Raw genomic sequence first — 16,203 nt, 5'->3', positions numbered from 1 at the left:
GTGAGTTGTTGCACAATACAATCCATTTTGATTATACTAGGAAATGGACAATGACTAATAGGGACGGTGGCAGCAATGATCCATTTATCTTGGCGTGATCGTGAAACAGTAAAAAAAGTGAAGTGTGTTCATACGGATGCAAAAAAATACCTCGTTCATAACGCGTTAACTGCTGAGAAAATCTATGATGTAAAAAATGAAACAGAAGAATTTTATTACATTATAGATAATTCCGGGAAAGTTGGCGGTTTTTACAAAGAGTATTTTCAAGATGCATAAGATAAGGACTGCAAGGCATTGCCTGCAGTCCTTATTTTATATTATCGAGCATCAGGAAAAACACGTCGAATCGTTTTGGAGAATTCATCGATTAATCCTGAAATAGGTCTTCCATTCCGAATATCATTGGCATAGGTGTTCATCCGATCATAAAAGTCGGGATTAACCGATACATATACATTGTCAATATCCGGGTCAACAGATTTTACTTTTCGCGATATTTTATTTTCGATATCACCGGTTAATTTATTGCGGGCTGAATTGTCCAGTTTAGCGGCAACAAAGGCATTGTTATCTGTAACAATGATATTGGCGCTGTCAACCTCAGAAAGGCTGGTTACCTTATCAGCTGCCTTATCAGCAATCCTCATTTTTGATTGATTATTCCCAACGTTGTTACGGACATTTCGCATGTTCATATTTCGGTCAAGTTCAGAGTCACTGGTATCAACACCTGTGATAGCTGGACCGCCATGATTCGGGTTTTGATAATTAACCCGTCCAGGTTCAATCTCATTTCTGTTCCGGTTGGCTACATCATCATTTACATTTTTATTTGCACAACCAGTTAGATAAAGACTAAAAAGTAAGGCAGATGTTAAGAATAATCCTTTTTTCATTTGTTTTAGCACCCCTTTTTCTTAGTTGTACAAGAATAGCATTCCAAAATGGAAAGAAACTATCCTTAAGCACAAATAGGGTAAAAAAGAAGCATCGGAAATCAATGCTTCTGTTAAGGAGTGAATTATTTTTGTTTAACAGCAACTTCCGCCGCTTTTTTCGATTGATACAGATTACGGCTTATCATTGTTTGAACGATTAGGAACGTACCGCCTACTACCCAATAAAGCGGAAGAGCAGCTGGGGCGCTAAATGAAAACATAACAATCATCAACGGTGATAATAACCCCATGTACTTCATTTGTTCCTGCTGGGCAGACGGCATATTGGATTGTGAAACTTTAAACTGGAAGTAATATATAAGCCCGGCGATAATCGTAATAAAAATGTCAGGGTGTCCAAGGCTAAACCATAAAAATTTATGGTGGGCAATTTCCTTTGAACCTCGAATTGCATAATAAAAGCCTGTCAAAATCGGCATTTGAATGAGGATTGGCAAGCATCCCATATTTAAAGGATTAACGCCATGCTTTTGATAAAGCCCCATCATTTCAGCTTGAAGCTCTTGCTTTTTCTTTGGATCCTTTTCAGCCTTCATTTTCTTTTGAATAGCGTCCATTTCAGGCTTTAAGACATCCATTTTTTCCTTCATATTCATCTGATTTCTATATTGTCGTAACATAAATGGCATTAATGCAAGTCTGATAATAAGGGTAACAATAATAATCGCTAAGCCATAATTTCCGCCCAAAAAATCTGCCGTAGAGTGGATGATCGTCGAAAATGGATTTACAAAATAGGTGTGGAAAAATCCATTGTTATTACCACTTTGAGATTGAGAAGAACAGGCAGATAGAATTAGCGTTGTTAAGGATAATAAAGCAACAAGAATGAGTGAAGAACGTTTTGTTTTCATATTTCCTCCTAAAAATGTGATTTTGAATGTTAAGTAAAAAGGAAGGAAATAGGTTCCTCGGAATCATCCTGAGAACATTCTTTTCTACGAATATATTTAACAATTCTAATCAGGATAAAACTCCCATTTAAACGGCTTTTTTTCTTATAAAAAGACGAAGGGTGAATAATTTTTGTATATGCAGGATTTGTCTGCGAGCCAGTAAAGGAATATTCCACTCCCCAAGCCCAAAGGTATTTCAGCATCATTCCTAAATAAATGCTGACATAAAGAGCCGTTAAGGCATTTATATCTGAATGATCCATCAGTAATTGAAACAAAAATTTTCACCTCGCAAAAATAGCCAATGATAAGAGTATATAGGAGAATAGTGAAATAATCAATTTAATCCTTGCTAAAATGCCAAAAGATGAAGAGATTGCTAATAGTTTTTTGTAAAAAGAAAAAGCGGAATTGTTCCGCTTCAGATTGTCAAGAAAGGGTATTTTTCTCGGCAATTTTTTATGTTGTCAGAATCTAAATAACAATTTTATAGATTGTCCCTGCAATTGGGCCTGTTGATTTCCGCTCCTGGCACTCGCTTTCCGCGGGGAGGTCCTGAAGCCTCCTCGGCGCTTGGCGCCTGCGGGGTCTCCAGTGACCTCTCTATCCCGCAGGAGTCGAGTGCCCTCCGCTCCAATCAACAGGGAGGCAAATCAACTTAAGGTATTGCAACACACTTTTTCTAACATTGCCTGAACAACAATTTCATCAAAAATATCCTGAAAGATTTCAGTATCTTTAAAACGATGTTGACGATTCCAACTAATTGTAGAGTGATGGGGAACCGGATCGTGGAATTTCAGACCTAGGAACCAGCAGAGGGGATGTTCATTTTTATTTCTCTTTTTAGTTGTCTTTCGGAACGAATACCGAAAAGATAACCAATAAACATCATTTTAAAAAGAATAAGGGGATCAGATGGGCGACGTTTTCATTACTATAAAATGGCCGAACTTTTTCAAGAAGGAATGAAAAATCAATAAATCTATCGATAAGACGGAGGAGGTGGTCGTTAGGAACTAATTCATCAATAGACACAAATTCATATTCACTTTGGCTTGATTCTTTTGGCTTAAACATTGATTTCACCACATTTTATTATGTATTAGTTAAGTAAAGGACTTTATTGAAAAACACTATGGTGATTGGCGCGGAAGGCACGAAGACTCCTCCGGGAGTACGGGGCTGGGGAGACCCCACAGGCGCTTCAGCGCCGAGGAGGCTCCCCGGCACGCCCGCGGAAAGCGAAGTGCCTGGAGCGCCAATCACCAGACATGTTCCAAAGTCTAAACAAATAATATTATAACAAAGTAACGCGGTGAATAACTAAAGTGTATAAATAAAATAAAAGGCTATCGAAAGTTTTTCGACAGCCTGAAGCGGAATTGTTCCGCTTTTTAATTCCAATGGGCTGTTAACATATGATAGGCAGAATCTACTTTTTCTTCGGTTGGAGGTTCTACATCTTTTAATGGATATTCATGTCCTAGAGCTTCCCATTTGTAAACTCCGAGTTTATGATAGGGGAGAATTTCAATCTTTTGGACATTTACCAGTGTACCGATGAATTCACCGAGCTTTTGTAAATCTTCTTCGTCATCCGTAACGGTTGGGACTAGGACATGTCTTACCCAAATTGGTACATTAAGGCCGGATAAAAATTTGGCAAATACGAGAATGTGATCATTTGTCATTCCAGTTAATTGGATATGTTTTTTTCGGTCGATATGTTTTAAATCTAATAAAATGAGATCCGTATATTGTAATAATTCTTCAAGCTGTTCAATAAAAAGCTTAGAATGGGAGAAACAGCCGCCAGAGGAATCGATGGTGGTGTGAATTCCTTTCTTTTTGCATTCCTTAAATAATTCGATGAGAAAAGGAATCTGTAACAATGGTTCCCCGCCGCTAACTGTTATACCGCCTCCAGAGGCTTGAAGGAAGGGGAGATAACTCATTAAATCATCCATGATTTCGGAAACGGTCATTTGCTTACCGGTACCGATTTCCCAAGTATCCGCGTTATGACAAAACTGGCACCGCAAAAGGCAGCCCTGTGTAAAAACAACATAACGTATTCCTGGTCCGTCGACTGTTCCAAGTGTTTCGATAGAATGAATATTTCCAATCATGATGATGTTCCCCTTTCGTTTAAAAGCAGGAGCTCCACTAAAAAGAGCCCACGAATAGTTAAATTACAAAGAATCATGAAAAGTACGGTTAATGACATCCAGCTGCTGTTCTTTTGTCAATTTAATAAAGTTTACTGCATAACCAGACACACGGATGGTTAATTGAGGATATAGCTCTGGATGTTCCATCGCATCTAAAAGTGTTTCTCTGTTAAAGACATTAACGTTTAGATGATGACCGGTTTTCATTGCATAGCCATCTAAGATAGAAACTAAATTACAAATCTGATTATTTTCTTCTTTTCCTAATGCCTTTGGTACGATGGAGAAGGTATTGGATATTCCATCCATTGCATAGCTATATGGAAGTTTGGCAACGGAAGAAAGGGAAGCTAATGTACCTTTTGTATCACGGCCATGCATTGGGTTTGCACCAGGTGCAAATGGTTCTCCCGTACGGCGGCCATCAGGTGTATTTCCCGTTTTCTTACCGTAAACAACGTTAGAAGTAATAGTCAAAATAGACATAGTATGCTCAGAATTGCGATAAGTTTGGTGTTTCCGAAGCTTTTTCATAAAACGCTCCACGATTTCGACTGCAATACTATCTACCCGATCATCGTTGTTTCCGTATTTAGGGAAGTCACCGGAAGTTTCAAAATCAACAGCGATCCCCTTTTCATCCCGGATAACCTTCACTTCGCCATATTTTATGGCACTAAGTGAATCTGCCACTACACTCAAACCAGCGATACCAGTTGCCATTGTCCTTATTATTTCTGTATCATGCAAAGCCATTTCTATTCTTTCATAGCTGTATTTATCATGCATATAGTGGATGACATTCAAGGTATTTATATAAAGGCCTGCAAGCCATTCCATCATTAAGTCAAATTTCCCCATTACTTCTTCGTAAATTAATACTTCTGAGGTAATTGGCTGATACTCAGGCCCAACTTGAATTTTAAGCTTTTCATCTACCCCGCCATTAATCGAATAGAGAAGTGCTTTCGCTAGGTTCGCACGTGCTCCGAAGAACTGCATTTGTTTGCCGATTTCCATCGCAGACACACAGCAGGCAATTCCGTAGTCATCGCCGTATTCGGGGCTCATAATATCGTCATTTTCGTATTGAATGGAGCTGGTCTTAATCGACATTTTCGCACAATATTGTTTAAAGTTTTCAGGGAGCTGCGGTGACCATAAAACCGTTAAGTTTGGTTCTGGAGCTGGTCCTAAATTGTCCAAGGTATGAAGGAAGCGGAAAGAGTTTTTCGTTACAAGTGAACGTCCGTCTTGAGCCATTCCTCCAATAGATTCGGTTACCCATGTTGGGTCACCGCTAAATAATTCATTATAATCAGGAGTCCGGGCAAATTTAACAAGTCGGAGCTTCATAACAAAATGGTCAACTAGTTCTTGTGCCTCATCCTCTGTTAAGGATCCATTTTGTAAATCCCTTTCGACATAAATATCTAAGAAGGAAGAAACCCGTCCAAGGCTCATTGCTGCACCATTTTGTTCCTTAATGGCAGCTAAATATCCTAAATATAACCATTGAAAGGCCTCTTGTGCACTTTGGGCGGGGTTGGAAATATCAAATCCATAGGAAGTTCCTAGCTCTTTTAATTCAAAGAGAGCACGAATTTGTTCCGCGATTTCTTCACGCAGCCGGATATTTTCTTCTGTCATTACCTTGCTGGTATTCTGTTGATCCTTTTTCTTTTCCTCAATTAAGAAATCAACACCATATAAGGCAACACGGCGATAGTCACCAATAATGCGTCCGCGTCCATATGCATCTGGCAGGCCTGTGATAATGGCAGCTTTACGGGCAAGCATCATTTCATCTGTATAAGCATCAAATACACCTTGATTATGGGTTTTCCTGAATTCGGTAAAGATTCTTTCAATTTCAGGACTTAGTTGATAGCCGTAAGCTTCGCAGGCTGCTTTTGCCATCCGAATCCCGCCAAAAGGCTGCATGGAACGATTGAAAGGCTTATCTGTTTGAACACCGACTACTTTTTCAAGTTCTTCATCCAGGTATCCGGGGCCATGCGAGGTAATAGTAGAAACGGTTTCGGTATCCATCTCAAGAACTCCGCCTTTTTCCCGTTCCTGCTTCGTGAGTTCCATAACCTGGGCCCATAATTGCTTTGTTGATTCTGTTGCACCAGCTAGAAAGGAATCATTTCCTTCATATTGAGTATAGTTCTTCAAAATGAAATCCCGAACATTTACTTCTTTTGTCCAAACTCCCTTTGTAAATCCTTTCCATTGTTCCATTGTCTTTCACCTCTAAATTTAATTAGTAATTTTATATAACAGTTTGAAGTGCTATTTATACCTTAAGTATAACAGCGTAAGTTTGTGTAACTATGAGCATATGTTAAGAAATTGTGAAATCGATATTTCTAAGGGGTTTTTCGGGTGAAATTTGAACAATTTTTGAACAACGAATAGTTCTGTACTATAAAAAATTTTGCTATATATTAATCTGTTGTACAAGAGGAAGTCAATGTTATCAATATATTTATAGGAAAAAGAAAAAAACAGCACAAAAAAACAGGAGAAAGACTCCTGTTCTAATCGACGACTATATAAGCGATCATCGGCCCATTATGTGACCGGTCCGAGTGGGTCTCACAAATTAGCCTATAAGTTCCTTCTCTTTTAAATTGAAGCGTGACTACTGTTTCTTCGCCTTTTTTCACAGTACCCTTGATCTTTGTTCCTTCAATATAAAAGGGATGTGCTTCGCCGTTTATTCCACTGATATATAGTTTAACCTTTTCCCCTTTTTCTAAAGAAATGGTGCCGGGATCCCAACGGTAAGCCTCAATTTCTTTACCATTCTTCATCGTTGATTTAAATTCTGCAGTGACCATATGAATTTCTCGAGTATCCTTTTTCGCTTGTTGATTAAATACAGTCACATCGCCTGCTTTTAACATAAACCAAGCAGAGATGGTGGCAAGAACGACACCCACAGCTAGAAAAAATAGAAGTGTTTCTTTCTTTAACACTAAAAATTTCACTTGAAACCCCCCTCGATAATTTGTCCTATTTAATACTTATGCGTAGGAGGTATGAAAACTTGTCTCTTTTTTTACAATATTAGATAAACGATTGAACGGTAAATAAAATGTCAACAATGTAGGTAGTTGGAATTAATTTTCTTTTATTTTTCCTATCGGAAAGTTTATAGTTAGATTAGGAATGAAAAAATAGGTGGTTATTTTATTGGGGATTAAAAAAGAAAAAATCTTAAAAGTAGTAAAGTTTATTTTCCCATTATTTTTATTAATTTTTGCCATAGTTGAAATGAAAAAATTTACTGGGGATTTAAATTTACAATTACTCAAAAATGAACTTAATCAACTTAATATTTTCACAGTATTATTAATTTTTGCTGTTACTTTCTGTGCTGTTCTGCCGATGCTTTTGTATGATGTTGTCCTTGTAAGGATTTTACAAATAAAAGTTCCAAAAAGGGAGCTGTTAGAACAATCCTTTATTGCCAATTCCTTTTCAAATTTAATAGGTTTTGGCGGATTGGTCGGAGCCATGTTAAGAACTTATTTCTTTCATAAGTTTGAGCATGATAAACGGCGGCTTTTAGGTGTAATTGCTTCCGTTTCTCTTTTTTATTTAACGGGAATCTCTTTTCTTTCATGGATTGTAGCTCTTGGTTATCATCATTTTCCCTTGTTTATTGATACAAAATGGCTCTATTTTGCTGTTTGGGGCGTTGGTTTATATCTTCCGATCTTTTTATTTATACATATTTTAAAATCAAAAAAGGACAATCAGTCCCAATTTACAAACAAAATAGCAGTTGAACTTGTCATCATCTCGATCATTGAATGGTTAGCTGTATTTATAGCGATATTTGTTTTATGTAATGTATTGGGGATAGCAATTACCTTTGAACAGCTTTTTCCTGTTTATATTGTGGCAGCCTGTGCTGGAATCATTAGTATGATTCCTGGAGGACTAGGCTCGTTTGATTTGGTTTTTTTGTGGGGAATGCAAGAATTACATATCCCTGAAGAGAAAATCTTGGTCTTGCTTCTTTTTTATCGAATTGGATATTATTTCATCCCATTTTTCACAAGTTTAATCTTTTTTGTAAAACTATATTGGGAAAAGTGGAACAAATCCTGGAACTCTTTGCCTAAGGCTATTATTCAAGGACTAAGTCATATTATCCTGACAGTGCTTGTATTTTTATCAGGGTTAATATTGTTATTATCAGCGAGTGTACCTGGCATTATGTCCCGGTTAAGAATTGCACAGGAGCTGCTATCTTTTCCGATTATAAATGTATCCCATCAGCTTTCCGTTGCTGCAGGATTTTTACTTTTGGGATTGTCTCGCGGGATCGAATACAGTGTAAAGCGGACTTACGATTTGACTATGTTTGCTTTAATCCTCGCTGCACTATTCTCCATTTTTAAAGGGATTGATTATGAGGAAGCGATTTTTTTAATTATTGTAGCACTGTTACTAAGAATCTCTAAAGATCAATTTTACCGGGAGAGTTATGTGCTGACTTGGGGAAAAACGATTTTTGATATGACCATCATTTTAATTATCACCTCAACGTATCTCATTATCGGCTATCTAAATTTACCTGAGGCGAAATTAGCCATTCCGACAAAATTTTTGCCGTATGTAATTCTCGATTACCGTGATTTATTTAAGAGTGCGAGTATCGGGCTTGTTATTGCATTATTAATTCTTATCTCTGGCTATTTCATAAGCTTGCCGAAGAAGTGGAAATTGGAAAGGTCTTCTGATTTTGAAGATGAAATCAATCACCATTTGAAGAAGTATCATGGAAAAGTTTTAACTCATCTAATCTTTTTACATGATAAATACATCTTTTGGAATAAACATAAAAATGTTTTAATACCATTTCAAAAATATGCTGATAAATTAGTGGTACTAGGGGATCCAATAGGGGAAAAGAGTGAATTATCGAGTGCGATAGAGGAATTCCAGGAAATTGCTGATCTCCATGGATTTACGCCTGTTTTCTATCAAGTAAGTGACGAGATGCTCCCATTCCTTCATGGTCACGGGTTTGCGTTCTTTAAATTAGGGGAAGAAGCCTTTGTGGATTTGAAGGACTTCTCACTTTCAGGGAGCAAAATGAAAGGGCTTCGTGCACTTAGAAGTAAATTTAATCGCGACCAATACTCCTTTGAATTAATTCAGCCACCTTTTTCGAATGAACTTTTTGCTGAATTAAGAGAGATTTCAAATGATTGGCTTCAAGGGAGATCAGAGAAGGGCTTTTCCCTTGGTTTCTTTGATGAAGATTATCTAAATAGGGCTCCTCTTGCAATTGTACGTGATGAAAATAAACAAATTCTTGGCTTTATGAGCATCATGTATGTCTACGATGACAAAGAGACCATATCAGTGGATTTAATGAGATTTAAGCCGGAGGTAGAGCCTGGAATTATTGATTTTCTTTTTCTTTCTTTAATAGATTGGGCTAAAGTAAATGGCTATCACCGCTTTAATATGGGGATGGCACCTCTAGCTAATGTTGGCTTATCGAAGTTTGCATTTTTAAGTGAGAAAATAGCCGCCCAAATTTTCCTTCATGGCCACTTTATTTATCATTTCCAAGACTTAAGAAAGTTCAAAGAAAAGTATACGAATGTTTGGGAACCGAAATATTTAGCTTATCGAAGAAAAGCCTCTCTACCCTTAATCATGACCCAAATAACTTTACTAATATCGAAGAAAAGAGCTTAACCATTTTTGACCTGTTACGATTACGGACAGGTTTTTTTTATATCAATTTTTTGAAAATACTATTTTTTTAAAAAGAATCTGATAAAATCAAATAGGAAATAGTTTAAGTTAGGGTGTTTTGTTTTGAAAAAGATATTTACTTATTTCATAGTTTTCCTTGTTGTACTCTCGTGGCAAATGAAAGCCTTTGCAGCAGAGGAACCTCCATTAGAAATTAAAAGTGAGGCTGCCTGCCTGTTGGATTCTGAGACAGGTGCCGTTTTATATTCGAAAAATGCCGAACAAAAAATGTATCCTGCAAGCGTTACTAAAATTGCAACTGCCATCTATGCGATTGAAAAAGGGGATATAAACAGTATTGCAACAGTCAGCGCCAATGCAGTCAGACAAGATGGTACAAGGGTCTATCTGGTAGAGGGGGAACAAGTCCCCTTAAAGAAGCTTATTCAAGGAATGCTGATTAACTCTGGAAACGATGCAGCAGTTGCCATTGCTGAACTCTTAGATGGAAGTGTTCAGCATTTTGCAGAAAATATCAATCAATATTTAAATACTACTATTGGTGTAAAAAATACTCATTTTACGAATCCAAATGGATTGTTTGACGAGAACCATTACACGACCGCAATGGATATGGCACTCATCACAAATTATGCAATGAAAAACCCAATATTTAAAGAAATCTTTGGCACAAAAGAACTCATGTGGGTGGGACAAGCTTGGAGTACCAAGCTCGTTACACATCACCGCATACTAAAGGGGGAACTCCCTTATCCTGGAATTACTGGCGGAAAAACAGGTTTTACCACTGAATCCAAGCAGACCTTGGCCACAACAGCTGATAATGGCAAAATTAAATTAACGGCTGTCGTTCTGAAATCAGAATTTAAAAATGATAAATATAAAGATACTGCAGCTTTGTTTGATTTTGGATTTAAACACTTTCAAAACGCTATTCTCAAACAAGGGGAAATCTATCAAAAAGATCAGAAACAATATTACCTTGATAAAGATACGGTCATTACAGAAGATGTAAAAGGGGCAACAAAGGAAGTAGCTCAAAACGGAATCTTGTTAATAAAAAATACAAAAGGGCAAATGGTACAGGAGGTTCCTCTTCATTATAAGGAGCCAAAAACTGTTTCAAAGAAAACCGATTCACCTGCGCCATCCACTAAAGCTCAAAAAGCACACAATAAGCAACTAACGGAGCTTAATGCTATTATGGGAGTTATAATACTTGGGATTTCTGTGCTATATATTAGCATGCCGAAAAAATTCACGAAAAAAATATAATTCATAAATAAAGCGATGGAGAGAAGGTACCTCTCCATCGCTTTATTTTTGGGTAAAGTTTGTGGCTAATAACATCAAAAAGGAGAGCAGCACCATTGCAATGACTAAAAACCAGGCTAATTTCATGTTTCCAGATTCCATGGCAATATAAATTGCGGTGGGGGCGGTTTGTGTTTTACCAGGAATATTACCAGCAAACATTAAAGTTGCACCAAATTCTCCAAGCGCTCTTGCAAAGCTTAAAATGATACCGGTAATGATTGATTTTGTTGATAAAGGAAGGCTGACGAGTAAAAAGACATTCCATTCGTTCGCACCATCAACCCGTGCAGCTTGTTCAATATCTTTGTCAACAGATTGAAAACCTGTTTTAACCGTTTGGTACATCAGCGGAAAGGCGACAATCGTTGACGCAATTACCGCAGCCCAAGGGGTAAACATGATGGTGCTTTGGAATAATTCCTCAATCAATATACCGGCAGGACTATTCCTGCCGAAGAAATAAATTAATAAAAAGCCTATTACGGTAGGCGGCAAAACAATAGGCAGTAAAAGAAAAGTTTCTACAAATACTTTTCCTTTGAAATTAGTTTTGGTTAACAGTCTGCCAATAAGGGTACCGGAAATTAATACTAAAATAACAGAAAGGGAAGCCACTTTAAGCGACAATAAAATAGGAGGCCAAAATTCATTATGTATCAAGTTTATCCATCCAATACTTTAAGCTCTTAACCATTATAGCAAAAAAACTGCCAGGCGGCAGTTTTTGAGTCATGGTTTAAACAATACTGGTTTTTACAGAGGCACTATCAATGACATCTGGGTCTGTAACCGCCTGAATTGGGATATTGACAGTCGAAAGGTCCCCGTTCAATTCTCCAAATCCCTGATTCCGTTTTGTTGAAACAAATAAATCGAACTGTTGATTGGGACCCATGATGATATTAGACCCCTGATCGATAATATTGACTTTGAAACCAAGTAAATTGACAACCATTGGGGCAAATAACAAGAAAGATCACTCCTTTACAGTATTGATTGGTTGAGAGTCGAAGGAGGTTGGGGAGTCAATTTGATCCTTATCATCCACAAAACTTCTAGTTGCCACAAAATCACTACGATCACCAAAATTCTGTCCGAAGCCCTGATTTTTTTTATCAGAATTATGCCACTCGGCTAAAAGGTTTTGCCCAATATTTACGGCAGAAGCATTTTCAAAGGAATTAATTTTAATCATGAATATATTTATATTAATATATGGAACTGGAGCTGGCATTTTATCTCCCTCCTTATACTTGCTTATAAATATATGCGGTTTCGAAATCTTTATGAGGTATAAAGAAAAGTTGGATTAATTTCTAGAGATAAGTAGTATGATGGAAATAAGCATGAAGGGGGTGTGGCTAGATGGAAATGGATAAATTGAAACAATGGATGGAGCTTGCCAAGAATATGCATGGCGGGGATTTCTGGACCAATATTTTTGATCAGGAATTTACAAAACAATTTATGATGAGCGACCAGCAATTTAATTCCCCTAGTGATGGAGTAAATAGGAAAACGGGACAGGAGGAAAAGCTTCGCACCTATCCTATCATTGATATTTTAGAAGGTGAAAGTGAAGTTATTGTGTTGATCGAACTCCCCGGTGTCCCGAAAGAAAATATTGAATTAGGGCTTAACGGAAATATTTTAACTATAAAAGGCAACGCATCACCACTCCATCCGCATTTAAAAAAGACATATACAGAAAGATTTTATGGTGACTTTCTTAGGCAGATTACCTTGCCAGATACCATTGCCCCTAATCAACTAAGTGCAAAATTTTGGAATGGGTTATTATTTGTAGGTTATCAGCGAATCATTGAAAAAGGTGAAATCATACCCATAGACTAGCCGTTAATGACAATTGCGTCTAGAATATCAGCATCCTCAACTGTAGAAATTGGTACAGAAATGGTAGAAAAGTCAGCTAATTGCTGCCCGAATCCTTGGTTTTTCTTGTTCGTATTCTTCCGTGAAATCAATTGTGCACTTCCAATGGTAAAGGTTGAGCCTAGGCCAATTCCTGTGATTTTTATGACCCCAAGATTATCTACTGTTGGAATAAAGAACATTTTTTGCATCCTCCTTTTTAGTTTGGACATGTTAAGTTGATTTCCCCATATACTTAAGAGTAAGGCAGGAAGTAAGGGAGCGTTTGTGAGCATGTCATTAAAAGATTTATTCCATATATTCGGTAAAAATGATTACGAAAAGCAATTAAAGAAAAAATTACTCTTCTTAGAAATGAATTTGGAAGAATTGAAAAAATCGCTGCAAACAATTCAAGAACAAATTCCAGCTGAATTAAAAGGAAAAAGCCAAGAGGCGCCTATTATTATTGAAAAAATAAATATAGAAAAAATCATTTTGGATAAATATGAGTTAAATAATAATTTTGGACAGCTTGGAATCAAAGAGTTAAAGGGAAAACTGAATATTGGAGCTACATATGGAAGTGAATTTACTCCTGCGTTAACCGACGAAGAAGGAGGAGAAAAGCCGGGAGAATTAAAAAAATCTTCAACGGAACAGAGCCCGCGGGTTAATATACATGCGAAAAAAGAAGTGTAAGAAAAAAGACTAAAGTTGTAACCTTTAGTCTTTCAAAAAAATTATTGCAGTCTGCTTTCAACTTGCTGGCATACCTCATCAGCAGACAAGCCGTTCGCATCAATAACAGACGCTTTTGTTGTCGTATCCTGCATTCCCATTACGTTAGAATCAAGGCCGGAAACGACACAGCAATCACAGTTTTGAGCATCCGACTCCTGCTTTAAATCCACAACATCATATCCTTTTTCCCGAAGAGCCTGTGAAATATTTGTAAGAGATTGTTCAACTCCAACTTTTGCCATTCTAAACACCTCCTCCTGTAAATTATCATGTCTAAGTTTCAAAGAAATATTCCGCATAAGTTGCGATAATCTTCCAAAAGCTAAAATGGGAGGTGTTTCAAGTGGGTAAACGAAGTAAGAAGAAAGCAGATCCGTCTACAATTGGACTTAACTCACCACAGGTAGAAGGGCAAGGAACAACAATGACTGAAACAGGCTCAAGAGCAGAGCCTTCCTCAAGAAGAAAGCAGAAAAGAATGTAAATGAAAAAGGCACCATTTCATGGTGCCTTCTATTATTATTTATACATTTCTGCTACTTGTTTCTGAATTTCATCGTTTTCTAGGTATTCATCATAAGACATTTGCTTATCAACTAATCCATTAGGTGTTAATTCAAAAATACGATTTGCAATCGTTTGTATAAACTGGTGGTCATGGGAAGAAAACAGCATAGACCCTTTAAAGTTGATTAATCCATTGTTAAGAGCTGTGATTGATTCCAAATCCAGATGGTTTGTCGGCTCATCTAATAGCAGCACATTGGCTCCATTTAGCATCATTTTTGAAAGCATACAGCGAACTTTTTCTCCTCCAGAAAGGACACTTGCTTTTTTTAGTACTTCCTCACCAGAGAATAGCATTCTTCCTAAGAATCCACGTAAAAAGCTTTCACTGTCATCCTTTGGAGAGAATTGACGAAGCCAATCAACAAGGGTTAAATCACTGTTTTCAAAATACTCCGAGTTATCCTTCGGAAAATAAGCTTGTGATGTCGTGATTCCCCACTTAAAAGTGCCGCTGTCCGCTTCCATTTCGCCCATTAATATTTTAAAAAGCGTCGTTTTAGCGATTTCGTTTGTGCCAACAAGTGCTATTTTATCGCCTTTATTCATAAAGAAACTGATATTATCAAGCACCTTTACACCATCTATGGTTTTTGTTAACCCTTCAACTCTTAATAAATCATTCCCAACTTCACGATCTGGTGTAAACCCAACGAATGGGTAGCGGCGGGATGATGGTCTGATATCATCTAATGTAATCTTTTCTAAGAGTTTTTTACGGGACGTTGCCTGCTTCGATTTAGAGGCATTTGCACTAAACCGGGCAATAAAACTTTGTAGTTCTTTAATTTTTTCTTCTTTCTTCTTATTGGCATCAGATGCCATTCTTGATGCTAACTGGCTTGATTCATACCAGAAGTCATAGTTCCCAACATAAATTTGAATTTTACTAAAGTCTAAATCCGCAATATGGGTACAAACTTTATTTAGAAAATGACGATCATGGGATACGACTATAACAGTGTTTTCAAAGTTAATTAAGAAATCTTCCAGCCATTGTATCGCTTTGATATCCAAGTGGTTGGTCGGCTCGTCCAAAAGTAAGACATCAGGGCGGCCGAATAATGCCTGGGCAAGCAGGACCTTAACTTTTTCAGACCCTGTCAAATCGGCCATTTTTTTATAATGAAGATCTTCGCCGATTCCGAGCCCTTTTAAAAGAATAGCAGCCTCTGGTTCGGCTTCCCATCCGTTTAATTCGGCAAATTCACCTTCAAGTTCAGCAGCTTTCATGCCGTCTTCATCGGTGAAGTTTTCTTTCATATAAATGGCGTCTTTTTCCTGCATGACTTGGTAAAGTCTTGTATGACCCATAATAACGGTCTTTAAAACTTCGAATTCTTCGTATTCAAAATGGTTCTGTTTCAAAACGGCCATCCGTTCATTAGGGCCTAATTGAACAGTTCCAGTTTGTGCTTCAATCTCACCTGATAAAATTTTCAAGAAAGTAGATTTACCGGCACCATTTGCTCCGATTAAACCATAACAATTACCAGGAGTGAATTTAATATTCACATCTTCAAATAACTTCCGGTCACCATATCTCAAACTTACGTTACTTACAGTAATCATATTTAAAACATCCTCCAAAACAAAATATCTATTAATTATATCATTAAAACAAGGGAAGGGCGAATTCTATTGGAATGAAATGATGGGTAAGAAAAATTTTCTAAAAAATTTTCCCCGTTTTCACACTTTATTCATAAATTTGTTGTAGAATTGGTTTAAGAAGTATTAAAGAAGGTGATAAGTATGGCAAAAAAACAGCTTACTGATCTCGTTAACAAATTAAAAAAAGCAGGAATAAAAGCGAGTTTAACAAAACCAAAGTCAAATTACCTTTTATCTTTACAGCAAATTAAAAAATTTCCTTCATCCGTGAATTAAATAGGAAAATAGGTAATAAAAAGCGAT

The 16,203-nt window shown here is 37.1% G+C and carries 19 protein-coding genes and 1 pseudogene; 7 read left to right on the top strand and 13 right to left on the bottom strand.

All coding sequences use genetic code 11. The features are described 5' to 3' along the window. Positions 1–75 precede the first annotated feature (75 nt). The gene (locus ACIFOT_RS02515; RefSeq protein WP_430061333.1) at positions 76–279 is read left to right on the top strand and encodes a DUF6501 family protein; all 204 of its coding nucleotides are present in this window, start codon (positions 76–78) and stop codon (positions 277–279) included. Positions 280–320: 41 nt separating this feature from the next. On the opposite strand, the gene ACIFOT_RS02510 is transcribed toward ACIFOT_RS02515, so the two are convergent. From ACIFOT_RS02510 to ACIFOT_RS02480, 7 genes and pseudogenes are all read right to left on the bottom strand, one after another. Next, entirely contained in the window at positions 321–899 is a 579-nt protein-coding gene (locus tag ACIFOT_RS02510; protein ID WP_430061331.1) for a YhcN/YlaJ family sporulation lipoprotein, read from the bottom strand. Between the two features lie 125 nt (positions 900–1,024). Continuing rightward, a complete protein-coding gene (gene yidC, locus ACIFOT_RS02505) occupies positions 1,025–1,816 on the bottom strand; it encodes a membrane protein insertase YidC (RefSeq protein WP_430061329.1) in 792 nt (263 codons plus the stop codon). Between the two features lie 29 nt (positions 1,817–1,845). Beyond that, a complete protein-coding gene (locus ACIFOT_RS02500) occupies positions 1,846–2,136 on the bottom strand; it encodes a hypothetical protein (RefSeq protein WP_430061327.1) in 291 nt (96 codons plus the stop codon). Between the two features lie 408 nt (positions 2,137–2,544). Next, positions 2,545–2,938: pseudogene (locus tag ACIFOT_RS02495) on the bottom strand (transposase); the annotation flags it as partial. A gap of 317 nt (positions 2,939–3,255) precedes the next feature. Continuing rightward, positions 3,256–3,990, bottom strand: coding sequence for a pyruvate formate-lyase-activating protein (gene pflA, locus ACIFOT_RS02490; protein WP_430061325.1), 735 nt, complete (start codon positions 3,988–3,990; stop codon positions 3,256–3,258). Between the two features lie 63 nt (positions 3,991–4,053). After that, positions 4,054–6,279, bottom strand: a complete 2,226-nt coding sequence (pflB, locus tag ACIFOT_RS02485; protein ID WP_430061323.1) for a formate C-acetyltransferase — start codon at positions 6,277–6,279, stop codon at positions 4,054–4,056. A gap of 299 nt (positions 6,280–6,578) precedes the next feature. Continuing rightward, the gene (locus ACIFOT_RS02480; RefSeq protein ID WP_430061321.1) at positions 6,579–7,031 is read right to left on the bottom strand and encodes a cupredoxin domain-containing protein; all 453 of its coding nucleotides are present in this window, start codon (positions 7,029–7,031) and stop codon (positions 6,579–6,581) included. Positions 7,032–7,236: 205 nt separating this feature from the next. Here ACIFOT_RS02480 and mprF point away from each other — a divergent pair, with 205 nt between their 5' ends. Beyond that, a complete protein-coding gene (gene mprF, locus ACIFOT_RS02475) occupies positions 7,237–9,765 on the top strand; it encodes a bifunctional lysylphosphatidylglycerol flippase/synthetase MprF (RefSeq protein ID WP_430061319.1) in 2,529 nt (842 codons plus the stop codon). Between the two features lie 123 nt (positions 9,766–9,888). Next, positions 9,889–11,061, top strand: a complete 1,173-nt coding sequence (locus tag ACIFOT_RS02470; protein WP_430061317.1) for a D-alanyl-D-alanine carboxypeptidase family protein — start codon at positions 9,889–9,891, stop codon at positions 11,059–11,061. Positions 11,062–11,103: 42 nt separating this feature from the next. Here the strand turns inward: ACIFOT_RS02470 and modB are convergent, their stop codons facing one another. The 3 genes from modB to ACIFOT_RS02455 form a co-directional block, all read right to left on the bottom strand. Next, positions 11,104–11,760 carry a molybdate ABC transporter permease subunit gene (modB, locus tag ACIFOT_RS02465; protein ID WP_430061578.1) on the bottom strand — a complete coding sequence of 219 codons (657 nt, stop codon included), beginning with the start codon at positions 11,758–11,760 and terminating at the stop codon, positions 11,104–11,106. 79 nt (positions 11,761–11,839) lie between these two features. Further along, entirely contained in the window at positions 11,840–12,073 is a 234-nt protein-coding gene (locus ACIFOT_RS02460; RefSeq protein ID WP_430061315.1) for a hypothetical protein, read from the bottom strand. 6 nt (positions 12,074–12,079) lie between these two features. Beyond that, on the bottom strand, positions 12,080–12,337 hold the full coding sequence (locus ACIFOT_RS02455; RefSeq protein WP_430061313.1) for a hypothetical protein: 258 nt from the start codon (positions 12,335–12,337) through the stop codon (positions 12,080–12,082). A 131-nt stretch (positions 12,338–12,468) separates the two neighbouring features. Between ACIFOT_RS02455 and ACIFOT_RS02450 the strand changes: the two genes are divergently transcribed. Further along, positions 12,469–12,957, top strand: a complete 489-nt coding sequence (locus ACIFOT_RS02450; protein WP_430061311.1) for an Hsp20/alpha crystallin family protein — start codon at positions 12,469–12,471, stop codon at positions 12,955–12,957. Here ACIFOT_RS02450 and ACIFOT_RS02445 read toward each other — a convergent pair. Next, positions 12,954–13,178 (bottom strand): hypothetical protein, encoded by a 225-nt coding sequence (locus ACIFOT_RS02445; RefSeq protein ID WP_430061309.1) that lies wholly within the window; start codon positions 13,176–13,178, stop codon positions 12,954–12,956. The genes ACIFOT_RS02450 and ACIFOT_RS02445 overlap by 4 nt on opposite strands. Before the next feature lie 91 nt (positions 13,179–13,269). Here ACIFOT_RS02445 and ACIFOT_RS02440 point away from each other — a divergent pair, with 91 nt between their 5' ends. Continuing rightward, complete coding sequence (locus ACIFOT_RS02440; RefSeq protein WP_430061307.1) at positions 13,270–13,677, top strand: hypothetical protein; 408 nt, start codon at positions 13,270–13,272, stop codon at positions 13,675–13,677. Positions 13,678–13,718: 41 nt separating this feature from the next. On the opposite strand, the gene ACIFOT_RS02435 is transcribed toward ACIFOT_RS02440, so the two are convergent. After that, positions 13,719–13,961, bottom strand: coding sequence for a YkuS family protein (locus ACIFOT_RS02435; RefSeq protein ID WP_223595446.1), 243 nt, complete (start codon positions 13,959–13,961; stop codon positions 13,719–13,721). Positions 13,962–14,062: 101 nt separating this feature from the next. On the opposite strand from ACIFOT_RS02435, the gene ACIFOT_RS02430 reads away from it, so the two are divergent. Beyond that, entirely contained in the window at positions 14,063–14,203 is a 141-nt protein-coding gene (locus ACIFOT_RS02430) for a YuzL family protein (protein WP_223595448.1), read from the top strand. A gap of 35 nt (positions 14,204–14,238) precedes the next feature. On the opposite strand, the gene ACIFOT_RS02425 is transcribed toward ACIFOT_RS02430, so the two are convergent. After that, positions 14,239–15,858, bottom strand: a complete 1,620-nt coding sequence (locus tag ACIFOT_RS02425; protein ID WP_430061304.1) for an ABC-F family ATP-binding cassette domain-containing protein — start codon at positions 15,856–15,858, stop codon at positions 14,239–14,241. 183 nt (positions 15,859–16,041) lie between these two features. Here ACIFOT_RS02425 and ACIFOT_RS02420 point away from each other — a divergent pair, with 183 nt between their 5' ends. Next, positions 16,042–16,176, top strand: coding sequence for a hypothetical protein (locus ACIFOT_RS02420; RefSeq protein WP_430061302.1), 135 nt, complete (start codon positions 16,042–16,044; stop codon positions 16,174–16,176). Positions 16,177–16,203 lie beyond the last annotated feature (27 nt).

This window comes from Neobacillus sp. NRS-1170 (assembly GCF_050468025.1).
Note: the sequence above shows the minus strand (reverse complement) of the source record. Positions and strands in the feature narration are given on the sequence as shown.